We start from the raw sequence: 16,284 nt of genomic DNA, 5'->3' as shown, positions 1-16,284 counted from the left end.
CTTGAATTCTCGTTACTATACTGAAGGGCTTATCGCTGTTTTTCTATTTGGAATTACACCGGTGTTTATCAAAGAAGTTTCGGCTAATGCCTTTACTATAGGTATCGTTAGGCTTATCATTGGCTCAGTATTTCTGTTTAGTCTGGTTCGTGTCAGAAAGCTGAAGAAGCTTTCAAAGAAGGATTGGAAAGGACTGTTTTATATTGGTCTTTTATTTGGAGCCCATTGGATGACTTATTTCATCAGTGTGAAGCTCTCCACACCCTCCATGGCAATTCTTTCTGTTTCTTCTTTCGGTCTTCATATGATCTATTTAAACTGGATTATCAATGGCCAAAAACCCTTGTTGAAAGATCTTTTAGCGGTTCTGGTCGCATTGGTTGGTATTTTCTTGATTGTACCAGAATTTAACCTCGGTAATGATCTGACGGCCGGAATTCTTGTCGGACTTTCCAGTGCATTTTTCTTTGCCGTATTACCTTTTGTCCAGCGACGACATCAGCACATTGATTCTTTAACCCGAGCATTTGGTCAATATGCATTTGCGATGATCGTTTTCGTGGTCATGATTAGTGAGTCTAACTGGGATCTGACAAACCAAGATTGGTTGTTTCTAGGTATTCTGGGTATTGTTTGTACTGTTGGGGCGCATACGCTTTGGTTACGAGCATCTACTATGCTGGCTCCGGCAAAAATCAGTCTTATATTCTACTTGGGGACCCCAGTAGCTATGATAACGAGCTATTTGTTTTTAGACGAGGAAATGAGCGCCTCCAATCTGATAGGCGCAGGTCTGATTATTTCAGCCAATGTTTTTAGTGCATTAAAAAAACGAACAAAAACCTAGTTCAATACCTCCGATAAATACTTTGCGGTATGGTTATCTTTTAGTTTTACCATTTCTTCAGGAGTTCCTTGGAAACAAAGGTTACCACCTGCATCACCACCTTCAGGGCCTAGATCAATAATCCAATCAGCGCATTTGATCACTTCAGTATTGTGCTCAATGATCACTACAGAGTTGCCTTGTGCCACCAAAGCGTTAATAGACTTCATCAACTTACTGATGTCGTGAAAGTGAAGTCCAGTAGTAGGTTCATCAAAAATAAAGAGGATACTCTCTTTGGAGCTGTTCTTCCCTTTTCCACCTCCTTTGCCTAAGAAATAAGCGAGTTTTACACGTTGTGCTTCACCACCACTTAGTGAATTAGAAGATTGGCCTAGCCTGATATAGCCTAAGCCCACTTCCTGCAAAGGGGCTAGTTTACCGATAACTGAACGTTCATCAGCAAAAAACTCCATGGCATCGTCAATGGTCATGTCCAAAACATCGGCAATATGCTTTTCCTTATAAGTGACTTCTAGAATCTCCTGTTTGAACCTTTGCCCCTTACAGCTTTCACAAGTCAAGTGAATATCTGCCATAAATTGCATTTCGATTTTCACGACTCCTTCACCTTGACAAGTTTCACAACGTCCACCATCTACATTAAAGGAGAAAAATGCCGGCTTATAGCCTCTTTGCTTGGCAATTGGCTGGTCGGTGAAAAGCTGACGAATGGCATCGTAGGCCTTTACATAAGTAACAGGATTAGAACGAGAAGACTTTCCTATGGGGTTTTGGTCAACAAATTCAATCTGAGTAACTGATTTTAGAGCGCCCTCAAGCCCATCCATTTTTCCAGTTTGTTCCCCAACGGTTCCGAGCATTTTACCGAGCCCTGGATAGAGCAGTTTTTTGATTAAAGTCGATTTTCCTGAGCCACTTACGCCTGTTACCACAGACAAAACACCCAATGGAATGTCCACATTAAACCCTTTTAAGTTGTTTTCTCGAGCGCCATTAATACTAATGCTATCCCGCCATTTACGTCTGGCCTTCGGAATTTCCAAACGTGCTGATCCATTAAGATATTTCGCGGTATAAGTGTCTCCAACAGTTTTTAACTCTTCCAATGTGCCTTGGAACATCAATTCACCTCCGTTAGATCCAGCATCTGGCCCAATATCAATGATTTGGTCGGCGGCATGCATTACTTTTTCCTCATGCTCTACCACCACAACTGTATTGCCTAAGTCTCTAAGTGTTTTTAGAACAGAAATCAATCGATCGGTATCTCTTGGGTGAAGTCCAATGCTTGGTTCGTCAAGAATATACATTGAGCCTACTAGCGCGCTGCCTAAGGATGTGGCAAGTTTTATACGCTGGTATTCTCCGCCAGAAAGCGAAGAAGTCAATCGGTTGAGGGTTAAATAACCAAGCCCAACTTTATCGAGGTATTCCAGTCTGTTCTTTATTTCACGAATCAAACGACCAGCGATGTTTTCTTCGAATTCTGTTAAAGACAGCGCATCGAAAAACTGAATCGTTTGCTGGACTGATTGTAAAACGATGTCTGTGATCGATCTTTCGTTGATTTTCACATAAGAGGCATCCTTTCTTAAGCGAGTGCCCTTACATTCTGGACAATCGGTACGACCACGGTAACGGGATAACATCACCCGGTATTGAATCTTATGGGTTTTAGATTCTAAAAAGCTGAAAAACTTGTTAATACCCTTAAAATACTTGTTTCCTGTCCAAAGAAGTTCTTGCTCTTCCGCGGTAAGCTCACTAAACGATCGGTGTATAGGGAAGTCGAATTCAATGCCATGTTTTAGCAACGGTTCAACCCATTTTTTCATGGTTTCACTTCGCCATGGGGCAATGGCCCCTTCATAAACGGAAAGCGATTTATCGGGAATCACCAAATCAGGATCAATCCCCAATATTTTACCGAACCCTTCGCACCGTTTACACGCCCCATAGGGGTTATTAAAAGTAAATAAGTTCACGCTTGGCTCTTCGAAAAGAATGCCATCGGCTTCAAATCTATCTGAAAAAGAAAAACGACCTTCTCCTGGAATTTCGATGATACAATCTCCTTCTCCTTCGAAAAGCGCCGTTTGTACGGAGTCTCCAAATCTAAACTGGGTATCTTCATCATGTTTGACTACACCACGATCGATTAGAATCTCAAGTGATTTACCCTCTATTTCTGAAGGGTTTTCTAACAAAGCCTCGATGAAATAAGGGCTCCCATCAGAAAGCACCCTTGTATATCCTTTTTGAAGCAGGATATTCAATTCTTGCTCTATAGTTCTGTCCTCCTTTTCGAGTAATGGGCATAGTACCATCACTCGCGTGTCTTCAGGCTTAGACATCATAAAGTCTACGATGCCGCTTACGCTATCACGTTCAACAATTTTGCCACTTTTAGGAGAATAGGTTTTTCCGATTCGGGCAAAAAGTAACTTTAAGTAATCGTAAATCTCAGTTGAAGTACCTACAGTGGACCTAGGGTTCCTCGTGCTTACTTTTTGCTCAATGGCAATGGCAGGAGATACTCCTTTAATATAATCCACTTCTGGTTTTTCCATTCTGCCCAAAAACTGTCGGGCATAACTACTCAAACTTTCAACATACATGCGCTGTCCCTCCGCAAAGAGCGTATCAAATGCCAAGGATGATTTTCCCGAACCTGAAAGCCCTGTAACTACTACCAACTTGTTGCGAGGTATAGCTACACTTAAACTTTTTAGGTTATTTACTTTGGCACCTTTAATGATGATGAACTCCTTTGGGTCGAGGTCATCAATAGGGGTTTTATTCAGGACAGTTGTTGAATTCATGAGCGTGCAAAGATAACATAGCGATTAGCTAAATGTTACTTTAATTTTGAGTTGAAAAATCAGAATAAAATTTCACTCTTTGGCATTATCATTGCTTTTAATTTTGAGTGTAAGTCAAAAGACCAAAGCAAGAAAGTTAAATTTGAAATTAGCAATTGTAAATTTGCTTTGTATTCCAGATTTTCTACTTTTGAGATAACGATAAAATTAATTCCAACCCTAAAAACCGGCACAATATGATATAAACCTCTACGTTAACCTAATAATTACTGACATGAGGAAATATGCTGTAAGCGATAGTCAATTGATATCGCAGTATAAAAATGGTAACGAAGAGGGTTTCACTACGCTGGTAAACCGTCACACCAAGAAAATTTACACTACCATCTATTTGATCGTAAAAGATCAATATTTGGCTGAAGACTTGTTACAAGAAACCTTTGTTAAGGTGGTTAACACCATCAAATCAGGGCGATATAACGAGGAAGGTAAGTTTCTACCATGGGTCACTAGAATTGCCCATAACTTGGCTATCGACAACTTTAGAAAAGCTAAGCGATACCCAACTATTGTCATGGAAGATGGCAGTAGCGTATTTAATACTCTAGAATTTTCGGAGGACTCAATTGAGTCCAAACAAATAAAACAAGATACTCACGCTTTGCTACGCGACTTAATTAAAGAGTTGCCTGATTCACAGCGTGAAGTGCTTATGATGAGGCATTATATGCAAATGAGTTTTCAGGAAATTGCTGATACCACAGGTGTGAGTATCAACACTGCCTTAGGACGCATGCGCTACGCACTCATCAACCTTAGAAAAAAGATGGACAAAAAGAACGTTGCGTATGATCAAAACCTTTACCCAAGATGACTTAGTACGATACATTTACAATGAAACTTCCGCTGAGGAAGGTTCGGAAATAGAGATAGCCATGCTTTTTGATGAAAAGCTGGCCGAAACTTATGCCGAACTGTCTACAGTGGTGGGCGATTTAAATGGTGCTTTAAAGTCACCGACAAGAAACACAATTGATAGTATTATCAGTTATTCTAAATCGTATCACTTACATTCTGTGGATTAAGCTATTAATTTAGCACTATGACACGGAAAGAGCGTTACGAAGAATTTGTAAACTATTTTAGTGAGAATCAGCCGCAGGCTGAGACTGAATTGAACTACGGCAACCCGTTTGAATTACTGGTTGCTGTAGTTTTAAGTGCCCAATGCACTGATAAGCGAATTAACTTAGTCACTCCTAAATTATTCGCTGACTTTCCCACACCCGAACATTTGGCAGCGTCCAATTTCGACGAATTATTCCCTTATATAAGATCGGTTTCTTACCCCAATAATAAGACCAAGCATCTCATTGGCTTGGGAAAAATGCTAGTGGAGGACTTTAACTCTGAAATTCCTCAGACGATAGAAGAATTGCAAAAGCTACCCGGGGTAGGCCGAAAAACTGCTAATGTGATTACTTCAGTGGTCTGGAACCAACCTTCTATGGCAGTTGATACGCATGTTTTTAGGGTATCGAAAAGGCTAGGGTTAGTAAATCAGAACCTAACAACACCTTTGGCGGTCGAAAAACAGTTAGTCAAACATTTGGCTAAAGACGTGATTCCGCTGGCCCACCACTGGCTTATTTTACACGGGAGATACACCTGTTTGGCCAGAAAACCGAAATGCGAAGAATGCAATTTGATCCATTTCTGTCGTTATTTTGAAAAGAAAGAAGGCATAAAAAGGTGAGTGGGAATTGTTAAATTTGATTAGTGGCCGAACGCATTCTATATATACACCAGTATTTTAAGACGCCTCAAGACGGTGGTGCCATTCGTTCTTATTACTTATCAAAAGGCTTGGTAGAAAAAGGCTTTGAGGTTGAAATGATCACTAGCCACAATGAATCTTTCTACACCTTAAAAGAAATCAACGGTGTAAAAGTGCACTACCTCCCTGTCGCTTATTCTAACGACATGGGTTTTATAAAAAGAGTATTGTCGTTTCTGAAATTTGTAAGACTCGCCAAAAAGAAGGCCGCAAGTATCCAAAACATCGATAGCGCTTATATCACTTCCACACCATTGACGGTTGGTCTTATAGGTCTTTGGTTAAAGAGAAATTATAATATTCCCTATACTTTCGAAGTGCGCGACTTATGGCCGACTGCTCCTATTCAAATTGGTGCAGTTAAAGGCAGGGTTTTTAAAAATTGGCTCTATCGATTGGAGAGAAAAATCTATGAAGGTTCGGATAGAATTGTTGCTTTGTCGCCAGGAATGCGAGATTGGATAAAGCAGGTAGTTCCGAATAAGAATGTATACATGATTCCGAACATGGCTGATTGCGAGTTTTTCAAAAACGAGATCAAGGATCCAAAACTCATCAAATTCTATCATGCCGAAAAGCCATTTGTCGTGACCTATCTGGGAAGTATTGGTACTACAAACCATTTGGAGTTTTTACTGGATATAGCGTCATGTACCAAAGAAAATTCACTTAATGTAGATTATAAGATTGTTGGCCAAGGCTCGCAACTTGGTCATATTAAAAGTTTGGCTTATCAAAAAGGCCTAGATAATATAGAATTCATCGGTCATCAGGATAAAGAAGGGGTAAGGAGAATCTTGAATATCACGGATGCCACTTATGTCAGCTTTGCCGATTTACCAGTACTAGCTACAAATAGTCCGAATAAATTCTTTGATAGTCTGGCTTCTGGAAAACTCACAATAGTGAATACACCAGGATGGACGAAAGACTTGGTAGAGAAGTCAAAATGTGGCTTTTATGCTGATCCGAATGATCCAAATGACTTTTTAAAGAAGTTAAAGCCATTTTTGGAAAATCGAGAAGCTTTGGATCAGTTTAAGGCCAATGCCCGAAACCTTGCTGAAAGCTCTTATTCTAAGAAACTACAAATCGATAAACTGGTAAAAGTGCTGAATAACGAAAGCCAGATTAAGGCTAACGATAACGAGGTCTATATTTTGACTGCGTAAGTATTTTTTGAGCATCTGTCTCTGCCATCAGTTCGACAAAACCGACTTCTGTTTCCTCACGATATGCTTTAACGATCTGCCAGCCAAGCCACTGGCCTATCCTTCCCGGGCAAAGTTTATCTATTTCTGGAACAAAAGGACGTTCGTCTACATACTTCTTAATATTTGATGGATTATCACTGTAGAGTAATCTCTTGTCCAAAAAGTGAGACCAGATAATGCCTTCACTCACTGTCGCATTCGCCAATTGTTGAGGGGTATATCCCATTATAATGCTATCCGCAACACATGGGAGCATTTCTTTTGCAAACTCTAATGCCTTGCCATAAGAGATCATTTCCTCCAAAACCGTTCTTTTACCCTCTTTGGCACTATTGAACTTAAAAGAAGTGAACTGTATAAGTTGAGGGACTAAATGCGCTGGGGTAAGCCTTGTTCTTAGGTAATCATATACGTTAGGTCTGTAAGAAGCTTCTTCCCCAAGGTAATAGTCTAGCCCAATGACGACTAGCGTATCTGAGAAATGAAAATCTGACCCAAAACCCGAGTAAACAGCTTTTACCTTCGGCAACTTAAAGTCAGGATAGTATTGCTGAATTCTTGCATAAGCTCTATCCAATTCATAACTCACTACACCCATATCAATCAAATCGATGGTTTCTTGGTAAAGTGTATCAATCGAAGGGTTTTGAAGTAGCGCTAGATTGTCCTCAAACAACTTCTCTTCTGACCGATATTCGAATAGTGAATAGAAGTAGTTCTGTTCTGTCAAATTAGATGATAGATAGTTTAGAAGGGTGCTGGTACCTGTCGATTCTGTCACGGGTATGTTCGGCAAGTTCGATCCTGAGAAAATATCGTAGACATCCTTGAGGCTTTTCCCAGGGTTGTTGGACAAATAGCCATATGTCACAAACTGGCGTAAACTTCTGTCATTATCTAGAATCTTATCGAACTCATCATATGATTTAGCTCGAAATAGACTCCCAAATTCTTTTTCTTGGATTAGGTTTTGGAGGTTAATCAGTACTTGGTTTTCCGAAGGTCTACCACCAAACTCAAAGAAAACATCCTTAATGATAGGGTGTGCATTAAGGAATTCGACCAAGGCATCCATGGTTTGGATACCATGAATTTCGTGTGTCAGGTTTTCAACAGAAAGTTGAATTTCTACATCAGAGATATCAACATTACCATCGCAAGGATCATTATCTGAGCAAGATAAAAACCCTAAAAGCAAAATCAGAAAACAAAACCTTTTAAGCATCTACACATTTTAAATGACAAATGTATTTATTTATTTTATCGAACATGAAGAAATACATAATCTCCGCCATTTTGGTGGCAATGCTTGGTCAGCTCTCAATAGCTCAGGATTATAGAATAGGGATTAAACTCGGTCCAACACTTTCACTATCCAGAACGTCGACAGATGGTAATAGTACGAGTATAGAAAGAGATGGATCTGCCGTTAAGTTTTTAATTGGTGCTTTTGTAGACCTGCCGTTCAAGGAAAACTATCACTTTCATACCGGGATAAATTTTGCTTCAAAAACCACCCGAGTCAGTGTTACAGATGCCAGTGTTTTAGCCGGTCGTCCTGTATCCGAAAGGTATGACCACGAATACTTGCAAATACCGCTTCTTTTAAAGCTCTATACCAATGAAGTAGTCTTGGATACACGCGCATTCTTCAATTTTGGTGTGGTACCAGAACTAAGATTAAATACGGACAATGAAAGTAATGCTGTGGAGTTAGTTCGAGAGTTTAGAAGTTTCGATTTGTCAGGGAATTTCGGTGGTGGACTAGAACATAGTATTGGGGTAAATACCCGAGTATATGCAAGCTTGAATTACTATCTCGGATTCTTAAACCAGGTAAAAACGCAGAACGCGCTGTACGATGATTTTCAAATAAAGAGTAATCTCTTTAGTCTAGAACTGGGGATTAAGTTCTAATAAAAAGGGCCTCAAATCACTGATTTGAGGCCCTTTTTTGAATGAATAATCGTTTACCTGCCTTTGGAATCTAAACTGGTAGGCTCAGGTTTAGTCGCCGCGTTTTTCACATACTTTTCAAGCCAAGTATCCATTTCCCACAGCATATGTAAGATTGATTCTTTCGCTCGGTAACCGTGACTTTCATCTGGCAACATCACTAGTCTTGAAGTGCCACCATGCCCCTTAATTGCATTGTAGTACCTGATACTTTGGATCGGGAATGTTCCAGAGTTATTATCAGCTTCGCCGTGAATTAGAAGCAATGGTTCGTTCACCTTGTCTGCATGCATAAATGGCGACATATAGTTGTAAAGCTCAGGTGCTTCCCAATAAGTTCGCTCTTCACGTTGAAAACCAAAAGGTGTTAATGTTCTATTATATGCTCCACTTCTCGCTATTCCAGCTGCAAAAAGATCGGAATGCGCCAAAAGGTTGGCCGTCATGAAGGCACCATAAGAATGACCACCAACACCCACTCGATTTCTATCGCCAACACCAAGGTCAGCCACCGCATCAATTGCCGCTTTTGCATTCATTACAAGCTGTTCACGGAATTTGTCATTTGGCTGATTGTCTCCTTCCCCAATGATCGGGAATTGAGTATTGGCCATAACAGCATAACCTCTCAATACCCAAAACAGGGGCGAACCGGAGCTTACGCGCGTAAAAGAATAAGGGGTGCCGCGTACTTGAGCAGCAGTTGTTACAGACTTGTATTCAATCGGATAGGCCCACATCAAAACCGGGAGTGGTCCATCTTTTTCTTTGTCATAGCCCTTTGGTGTATACAATACCGCCGTTAAGTCTACACCATCTTCTCTTTTATATTTAATAATTTCCTTATTTACAGCCATCATATCAGGCTGAGGGTGTGGAAAGTCAGTAATTGCTTCCATAGAACCCTTTTTCAGGTTGCGAACGAAGTAATTTGGTGGCTCATTTTCAGACTCTCTGATGGTAATAATCTTATCCGCTTTGGCAGAAATAATGTCTACCGGACGCTCATAATAAGGCGCTTCTGAGCGGAAGATGATGTTTTGTTTTTGGTTCTTCAGGTTGAACTTACTCAAGAAAGGTCTGTCTCCTTCGGCAGAACCACCTGTACTGCTCATAAAAATATTATCCTTGTCAAACTTCAGTACAGACCAACCATAATCATTCGAAACCATCATAGGTCTTCCAGGATCATTGTAGCGATCAGTCGTACTGCGATCAATAATCACTTTACCAGCAGTTCCAGGCTTAGACGGGTTAATGAGCGTTCGTTTGTCCAATCGTTTTGCCCACCAGCTCTCATTCAGAATTGCTCGTGAGTCATCACCCCACTGAATGCCAGCGTAGCGTAAGCTAGTACCAGCAAGTTTTGTTGGTTTGGCTGTAAATGGAGCGTTTACCATATAAACTACATCCCTTTCTGCGATATCGGCTTTAGGATCGCCACCATCTTTCGCTTCAGCCCAGTACAGTGTGGCTGGCTTATCGGCACGCCAAGTCATACTTCTAGCGCCCAGTCTTGTCGCATCAAAACCCTTAGGTCTTACTTCGTCCAAGGCAATTTTTGCCATTTCTTTCACCATGTTTCCTTTGGTATCCCAAACTTCATAGTTAAATGGAAATCTAGAAGCTGGAACAAGGTAAGAAAACGGTTTTTGAATGGTTTGAGTCAAGATATACTGCCCATCAGGAGAGATACTGAAGGCCTTAATAATATTGGGGCTACCAACCTTAGTTTGGTTTCCGTCTAGGTCGATCATTTTCAACTGAACGGTGGTATAGTACTCAAATAATGAAGCATCATAAGGGTTCTCCAATAAATCTTGGTACGTTCTAGAAGGTGCTTCTGCACCAGCGGTTTCTTGCGTAACAGGGCCTTTAGGTGCACGAGGTTTTTTTGGCGCTTCGCCACGACCTTCCATAATAGTACTCACTAATAATTGATTACCGTCTGGCATCCAGTCAAAAGCAGAAACGTAGGCATTATTAATAATAGCCCCAGTCAGCTTTTTAGCTGATTTTGATTCTACATCGGCAAGCCAAAGCTCTATCCCATTATCGGTAGTATGGGTAAAGGCAATTTTAGATTCATCAGATGACCAGGATACATTGCTAATCTGAGGTTTGGCAGGTAAGCCTGAAAACGAGTATTCTTTACCCGTAGCTATTTCCTTAAGCGTAAGGCCAGTCATAAATGTACGCCTACTTCTTCCGTTCGTAGCGGGATTAATTCGGGTTCCACCAATACGAAGCTCTGTAGCAGCAACTTCTGCTATACTTGGGTAGCCGGGTCTCTCCATCAAAAGCATCCACTCAGCTTTAGAGTCTATACTCACTGATGGTGTCGATGGTGCATCGATAAGTTTTGCTATGGCTTCAGGAGGGCGTTGATAACCTTCTTGAGCTTGCGCCGGTGCGGCATAAAGCCAAGCCACCATTACGCAAATACTGCATATGCGATAGATATTTTGTTTCAGTTTCATATTGTCATGTATTTAACTGCTTTTGAAATTATGATTTCACGGCTGAAAATCAACAGCTAATACACTGATGTACCAAATGTGGGATAGAAGGCTAATTGAGATCTGCAGGTTCAGTAGCGCCTAGCTTTTCCATATTGATGTGAATTTTGCCTTCTTCTAGACTATTATAAATGGGAGTAAATCGCCTTCCCCATTCAATTTCGTCGGCGATGTAGCTGGTGCGATCATAAACCTGTCTGGCATAAGTATCGTCGAAAGCTTTGAACATAATAATCACTTCGACTTGTTTATCCTTAAAATCTTCCTCCGTCCATCCATAAACAGGGCTTTTTTCAGTAATCGGGTGAACGACGGTCCAACTCATGGAAAAGAAGTTGATTTTTTTACGTTCAAGCTCTACTGTTTTAAAGATTCTCCTTTTTTCCCTGTTGCTCCAATAAGTAATGACAAAGTCAACCTCAGATTCAATCAGCTGGTTTTTACTCTTGTTAGAAAACCGAAACATTAAGGCGTTAATATCCTTATAAGGAGCCACAATCGCATTTTCACTATAAATCAGACTTCTGCCGGGTCTGGAAAACCTCGCGAACATCAGACCAGTAGCCAGGGCAAACCCTAGTAAGCCTAAAAAGGATTCGATGGCCGCCAAGAAACTTACAGCATTGCTTTCCGGGCTTAAAGCCCCAAAGCCTACTGTGGTAATCGCCTGTGTACTAAAGTAAAAACAGGTAATGAAATCATTGGCAATTGTATCAGATGAGTAGCCCGCTATACCATCTACGCCAGCAATAAAGTAGCATAAGGCAAAAACAAAGTTGGCACCTAAAAAGAGCAAAAAGAGGATGCCAAAAAACTTCCACCACTTAATGGAGATTAACTCGTGATATAAATCCATAGAGTCCCAAAACTGAAGCCCCTCTTTCTCCACATTGAATTCACCATTCTGAGAAATCAACCTTGTCGTTCTAGAATAGGCTTTTTGACCAAAGCCTAACTCTTGACTTTTACCCTTCGTTTGTTTTTTCGAAGCCATTGTAAATCAAAACTACAACTCTTAGAGAAAGATAAAAGAAGAAATTAATACGAAAGATTTCGTATTGAAATTTGCTTCTACGAAATTGTTCGTATATAATTGTAGTACGAAAGACCTCGTAACTATGACAAAGCCGACAGAATCAGAACTAGAAATACTTAGAATACTTTGGGCAAAAGGCCCTTCAAGTGTCCGAGCAGTCAATGACATCATCAATGAGTCGAAAGACTCAGGATATACTACTACCCTGAAAATCATGCAGATTATGGTGCAAAAAGGGCTAGTGGATCGTGATGAATCTAGCCGAACTCATATTTACCGAGCACTTATTGGGCAAGAGAAAGTCCAAACCGCCATGTTGGACAAGTTGATGGACACGGCCTTTGGTGGATCTGCCTCTCAGTTGGTTTTACAAGCACTTGGTCGTGGGGATACCTCCAAGCAGGAACTTGAAGAAATAAAGGCACTCATTAAAAAGCTAGAAAATGGAAATCAATAGTAACATTCTAGAAGCGCTAGGCCTAACGCTATTAGATTCCTTATGGCAGGGCGTTATTATACTGGCCATTGCTTTTTTGGGTCTGGCAATACTCCGAAAGGTGGAAGCAAAATGGCGACATAATTTGCTGTTGGTTTGTATTCTTATGCTTCCAATGGGTGGAACGCTCAGCTTTGTAAAACACTATCAATCAATTGAGGTTCAGACAGAGTTCTCAGAGCGACAGTTTGTCACCAATAGTATTGATGCTACTCAGTCTCAAGAACAAGAGGTAAGAGAAAGATCGATTGTAGTTGTTCCACCAATTATTCAAAGTACATGGATCGCCGATAAAGCACACTGGGTAGCGAAAATTTGGTTAGTAGGTTTGATCCTTTTTTCTATTCGTGGCATTGGCGGCTTGTTCTATTTGAACCGAATTAAGCGTAAAGCAATAGAGATCCAAGACTCAAAGCTGAACATACTTTTAAATAAGCTAAAAAAGGAATTCAGTATTCGTTCAGAGGTCCTCTTAAGAGAGTCTTCAATGGTATTGAGCCCTATGGTTTCGGGTTATTTTAAACCCATGATCATTTTTCCCATTGGCCTGATTCAAGGTTTAACCTCAGATGAGGTAGAAGTGATTTTGGCACATGAATTAGCACACTTGAAGCGAAACGACTTTATCGTTAGCCTGATCATTACGGCACTCAGGTCAATATACTTTTATCATCCAGCTTATTGGTGGCTACAAAGTCAGCTTGATAATGAGCGCGAATATGCATCAGATGAAATGGTCATGAGTAAGCAGTCCAACGGTCTACTACTTGTTAAAGCCCTGGCAAAAACTCAAGAATATACAATGACAACACCTGCGGTTGGTTTCGCAGGAAATTCAAAAAATCAATTACTCAAACGTGTAAACAGAATTATGAAAAAACAACAACGTCCGAATTGGCTCAGCGGCTTAGTGACCGTACTGGTATTAGGCTCCGCTTTTATGCTGATGAGTCAGAGTCAAAAGAAAGAATCCGATAATAAACTTAGAAGTTCGTTCATTATTACCCCTGACACACCCAAAGAGATTAAGGATAGCCTTTATGAGACCCTTGGTTCTAAATTCAGTATGTCTTACGATATAGACACTGGCATAAGCGCTTATAATGGTGCTGCTATTCCTAACGATACGACCAAATTAGCACTGGCGATTCAGGAGATTATTCAAGATGAAAGCCCTATAAAGGTGAATACAAACGATCGTGGTGAGGTGGTTTCGATTAAGCGGAATAGCGAATCACTGAAAGGCGATGAATTCAGGGTTTACCGAAAAGCATATCGTCAACTGAGCCAATATGCCCTAACAAAAGCAGGTGTTGAGGAGCTTGAGAAGTTATCAAAAGCTGAACTGACAGAAGTAGAAAAAGTCGCTGTGAAAAGAAATGAGGTGCTACAAAACCAACGGTATCTCCAACAACTCAAAGCGCAGGACTTATTGGACGGTTTGGTAGATGAGCTTGAAGAACTTGATGAGTTAGATGAAAAAGGAGGCATATCTATAGTCTCATTGAAAGAGAAGAGTGAACAGCTAAAAGAAATTGCAAAAAGATATGGTGCCTTAAATGTTGAAAAGGAGGCAGAACGACTGAAGGCAATAAATACAAGAAGTCTTGTCATTCAGGACTATGCCAGGAGCTTAGAAAAGCAAGCGCAGCTTTTAGAGTATGTCTCAAAAATTCGGGAACAAGCAATAGCAGAGGGTTTACCGAAAGAGGAATCGGATAAGTTATTGGAGCAAATAATAGCTTTGGAAAAAGAAATTAAAGCTAATGCTGTGAGTCTAACGCCAAAAGTTAGCTTAAAAGGATCGGTTTCAGAGATTTATGAAATTAAGACTGTCGCAGATAGAGTGGCAAGCCTGCGAAAGGAAATGAAAAGGGTTGAGAGCCTCATGGAACAAGGAGATGTTTCTAAAGAGGAAGCTCTATTGATGATGGAGGAACTCAAGCTAATGGAAAATACGATTGGCGAATACAGGGCCAGAAAATATGATGAGTTTGTTCAAAAAGACTCACGAAATGCCTACAATATTTTCATCAATGAACAAGATAAGACAGGCAAGAGTGGAAATGATGAGAATGACTTAATGGTCCACACCAGAGTCACACCTACTTATGAAACTTTCACCTTTAAAGAAGGAGAATCTCGATTACATTGGGTTGGGTATGCACTTGATGGCTTGTTTAGTAAAAAACTAAACAAGAAAGTCTTTCTCTTGAATGGAAAGGTGATGAAAGACTGGACATTTAAAAACTTCGAGTCACTTGATTTCAATAAAGTCAAAGCCATTGATTTCGCAGCCGATAAAGACATGAAAAAGTATTTTGGTGATGTCCTGTCTAAGAAAATACTCAGAAACTATGACAGCGTGATTAGTATTACCACAAACTGATATAGTTACCCTTAAAGAAAGCCTCAACCGACATGCGGTTGAGGCTTTTTTGTTTTATTGGGGGTAACATTATTGAAATCGATTTATCCCTTAGAAAATTGTTTTATTTTTATTCCTTGAAAGTACTTTTTAACTGAGACCAAAAATGAAACGCCTCTTGACCTTTGCGATCCTTATAGGGGTCATTTCTTACATAGTCGTTCAGTACCTGAAAGACAGAAGGTTTAATCCGCAGGGCGATTATGACTACGTTATTTCCGAAACCATCGACAAGGATTTTTATGACCCAATGGTAGTAAAAGAGTACTACAAAAGCGCTCTTGAAATTGGTGCATATGCGCGCTCCCTTTGGAATAATGATGGTATAGACGTACGGTTTATGGATCGTGAGAATTTCGAATCCACTCAGGCCACTGAGTATTATAACCTGCTTATTGCCACCACTAAATTGCTCGAGGACAAACTTGAGACATCGGCAAAATATGCGGCTGAAGGATATACCAAAGATGAGATTAAGGCGATTATGGAAAAAGGCCTTACCCCAAAAGACATTGAGTTAAAAGAGAAGAGCTATTTCTTAGGATTGGGCATCGGTATAAATGGACAGGCAACTATGGAGTTGCAACAACTTTTAAACGAAAAGGGGCAAGACCTACTCGTAGATGGTATTTTCAACATTATTACAAGGAATGGTCTGCGAGAATTCCAGACTAAAAATGGTTTATACCCATCAGGAACAGTAGATAAAAAGACATTACAGGCATTACTAAAATAAATTATGGCTAAGCAAAAAGAAGAACAAGCGCCACAAGGCACTGGAGTAGATCCAAAGATAGAGGCGGTAAAGCAGCTGATTTTTGGTGAAAACATGCAGCAATACGATTCTGAATTTAATGAGATAAAAGCCCTCATTAAAAAGACCCGTACTGATGTAGAGAATGAGATCAATGATACGCGAGATGCATTGAACAAGCTCATTAACCAGACTAAGGAGAGCCTAACTAATGATATTTCTGATCTCAGAAGCGATATGAATAAAAAAGTGACCCAACTTCGCTCAGATATGGATGATTCTGTGGCCGATCTTGACGAGCGCAAAGTAAATCGCAAGCTCTTGGGTACTATGCTACAAGAAATGGGTAAGCAAATCGCTGAATAATCATTT

At 40.3% G+C, this 16,284-nt stretch carries 14 protein-coding genes; 10 read left to right on the top strand and 4 right to left on the bottom strand.

What is annotated here, in order from left to right; all coding sequences use genetic code 11:
* Window position 1 precedes the first annotated feature (1 nt).
* The gene (locus tag BFP71_RS04760; RefSeq protein ID WP_069834283.1) at window positions 2-847 is read left to right on the top strand and encodes a DMT family transporter; all 846 of its coding nucleotides are present in this window, start codon (window positions 2-4) and stop codon (window positions 845-847) included.
* Here BFP71_RS04760 and uvrA read toward each other — a convergent pair.
* Window positions 844-3,672, bottom strand: coding sequence for an excinuclease ABC subunit UvrA (gene uvrA / locus BFP71_RS04755; protein ID WP_069834282.1), 2,829 nt, complete (start codon window positions 3,670-3,672; stop codon window positions 844-846). The genes BFP71_RS04760 and uvrA overlap by 4 nt on opposite strands.
* A 274-nt stretch (window positions 3,673-3,946) precedes the next feature.
* Here uvrA and BFP71_RS04750 point away from each other — a divergent pair, with 274 nt between their 5' ends.
* The 4 genes from BFP71_RS04750 to BFP71_RS04735 are packed head-to-tail and all read left to right on the top strand — an operon-like array spanning window position 3,947 to window position 6,681.
* A complete protein-coding gene (locus tag BFP71_RS04750) occupies window positions 3,947-4,546 on the top strand; it encodes an RNA polymerase sigma factor (RefSeq protein ID WP_069834281.1) in 600 nt (199 codons plus the stop codon).
* Window positions 4,521-4,757: a hypothetical protein gene (locus tag BFP71_RS04745; RefSeq protein WP_069834280.1), complete on the top strand. Its 237-nt coding sequence runs from the start codon at window positions 4,521-4,523 to the stop codon at window positions 4,755-4,757. Before BFP71_RS04750 ends, BFP71_RS04745 begins: the two co-directional genes overlap by 26 nt.
* 17 nt (window positions 4,758-4,774) lie before the next feature.
* Entirely contained in the window at window positions 4,775-5,428 is a 654-nt protein-coding gene (gene nth, locus BFP71_RS04740) for an endonuclease III (protein WP_069834279.1), read from the top strand.
* Window positions 5,429-5,451: 23 nt separating this feature from the next.
* On the top strand, window positions 5,452-6,681 hold the full coding sequence (locus BFP71_RS04735; protein ID WP_069834278.1) for a glycosyltransferase family 4 protein: 1,230 nt from the start codon (window positions 5,452-5,454) through the stop codon (window positions 6,679-6,681).
* On the opposite strand, the gene BFP71_RS04730 is transcribed toward BFP71_RS04735, so the two are convergent.
* The gene (locus BFP71_RS04730; protein WP_069834277.1) at window positions 6,647-7,948 is read right to left on the bottom strand and encodes a gliding motility protein GldB-related protein; all 1,302 of its coding nucleotides are present in this window, start codon (window positions 7,946-7,948) and stop codon (window positions 6,647-6,649) included. The genes BFP71_RS04735 and BFP71_RS04730 overlap by 35 nt on opposite strands.
* A gap of 44 nt (window positions 7,949-7,992) precedes the next feature.
* Between BFP71_RS04730 and BFP71_RS04725 the strand changes: the two genes are divergently transcribed.
* Complete coding sequence (locus BFP71_RS04725) at window positions 7,993-8,640, top strand: porin family protein (protein WP_069834276.1); 648 nt, start codon at window positions 7,993-7,995, stop codon at window positions 8,638-8,640.
* Window positions 8,641-8,693: 53 nt separating this feature from the next.
* Here BFP71_RS04725 and BFP71_RS04720 read toward each other — a convergent pair whose 3' ends face one another.
* Window positions 8,694-11,159 carry a S9 family peptidase gene (locus BFP71_RS04720; protein ID WP_069834275.1) on the bottom strand — a complete coding sequence of 822 codons (2,466 nt, stop codon included), beginning with the start codon at window positions 11,157-11,159 and terminating at the stop codon, window positions 8,694-8,696.
* Window positions 11,160-11,250: 91 nt separating this feature from the next.
* Window positions 11,251-12,192, bottom strand: a complete 942-nt coding sequence (locus BFP71_RS04715; RefSeq protein WP_069834274.1) for an ion channel — start codon at window positions 12,190-12,192, stop codon at window positions 11,251-11,253.
* Window positions 12,193-12,316: 124 nt separating this feature from the next.
* Here BFP71_RS04715 and BFP71_RS04710 point away from each other — a divergent pair, with 124 nt between their 5' ends.
* The 4 genes from BFP71_RS04710 (at window position 12,317) to BFP71_RS04695 (ending at window position 16,278) form a co-directional block, all read left to right on the top strand.
* Window positions 12,317-12,691: a BlaI/MecI/CopY family transcriptional regulator gene (locus BFP71_RS04710; RefSeq protein WP_069834273.1), complete on the top strand. Its 375-nt coding sequence runs from the start codon at window positions 12,317-12,319 to the stop codon at window positions 12,689-12,691.
* Complete coding sequence (locus BFP71_RS04705) at window positions 12,678-15,119, top strand: M56 family metallopeptidase (RefSeq protein WP_069834272.1); 2,442 nt, start codon at window positions 12,678-12,680, stop codon at window positions 15,117-15,119. The genes BFP71_RS04710 and BFP71_RS04705 overlap by 14 nt, the downstream gene beginning before the upstream one ends.
* Window positions 15,120-15,264: 145 nt before the next feature.
* Window positions 15,265-15,894 carry a peptidoglycan-binding domain-containing protein gene (locus tag BFP71_RS04700; RefSeq protein ID WP_069834271.1) on the top strand — a complete coding sequence of 210 codons (630 nt, stop codon included), beginning with the start codon at window positions 15,265-15,267 and terminating at the stop codon, window positions 15,892-15,894.
* A 3-nt stretch (window positions 15,895-15,897) separates the two neighbouring features.
* Window positions 15,898-16,278, top strand: coding sequence for a hypothetical protein (locus BFP71_RS04695; protein ID WP_069834270.1), 381 nt, complete (start codon window positions 15,898-15,900; stop codon window positions 16,276-16,278).
* Window positions 16,279-16,284: the final 6 nt, after the last annotated feature.

The organism is Roseivirga misakiensis (assembly GCF_001747105.1).
Classification (GTDB): Bacteria; Bacteroidota; Bacteroidia; order Cytophagales; family Cyclobacteriaceae; genus Roseivirga; species Roseivirga misakiensis.
Note: the sequence above shows the minus strand (reverse complement) of the source record. Positions and strands in the feature narration are given on the sequence as shown.

Coding starts and splice junctions, on each gene's coding strand:
- nth (WP_069834279.1), top strand. CDS start 4,775: ATGACACGGAAAGAGCGTTACGAAGAATTTGTAAACTATTTTAGTGAG.
- BFP71_RS04725 (WP_069834276.1), top strand. CDS start 7,993: ATGAAGAAATACATAATCTCCGCCATTTTGGTGGCAATGCTTGGTCAG.
- uvrA (WP_069834282.1), bottom strand. CDS start 3,672: ATGAATTCAACAACTGTCCTGAATAAAACCCCTATTGATGACCTCGAC.
- BFP71_RS04695 (WP_069834270.1), top strand. CDS start 15,898: ATGGCTAAGCAAAAAGAAGAACAAGCGCCACAAGGCACTGGAGTAGAT.
- BFP71_RS04720 (WP_069834275.1), bottom strand. CDS start 11,159: ATGAAACTGAAACAAAATATCTATCGCATATGCAGTATTTGCGTAATG.
- BFP71_RS04750 (WP_069834281.1), top strand. CDS start 3,947: ATGAGGAAATATGCTGTAAGCGATAGTCAATTGATATCGCAGTATAAA.
- BFP71_RS04705 (WP_069834272.1), top strand. CDS start 12,678: ATGGAAATCAATAGTAACATTCTAGAAGCGCTAGGCCTAACGCTATTA.
- BFP71_RS04700 (WP_069834271.1), top strand. CDS start 15,265: ATGAAACGCCTCTTGACCTTTGCGATCCTTATAGGGGTCATTTCTTAC.
- BFP71_RS04715 (WP_069834274.1), bottom strand. CDS start 12,192: ATGGCTTCGAAAAAACAAACGAAGGGTAAAAGTCAAGAGTTAGGCTTT.
- BFP71_RS04745 (WP_069834280.1), top strand. CDS start 4,521: ATGATCAAAACCTTTACCCAAGATGACTTAGTACGATACATTTACAAT.
- BFP71_RS04710 (WP_069834273.1), top strand. CDS start 12,317: ATGACAAAGCCGACAGAATCAGAACTAGAAATACTTAGAATACTTTGG.
- BFP71_RS04730 (WP_069834277.1), bottom strand. CDS start 7,948: ATGCTTAAAAGGTTTTGTTTTCTGATTTTGCTTTTAGGGTTTTTATCT.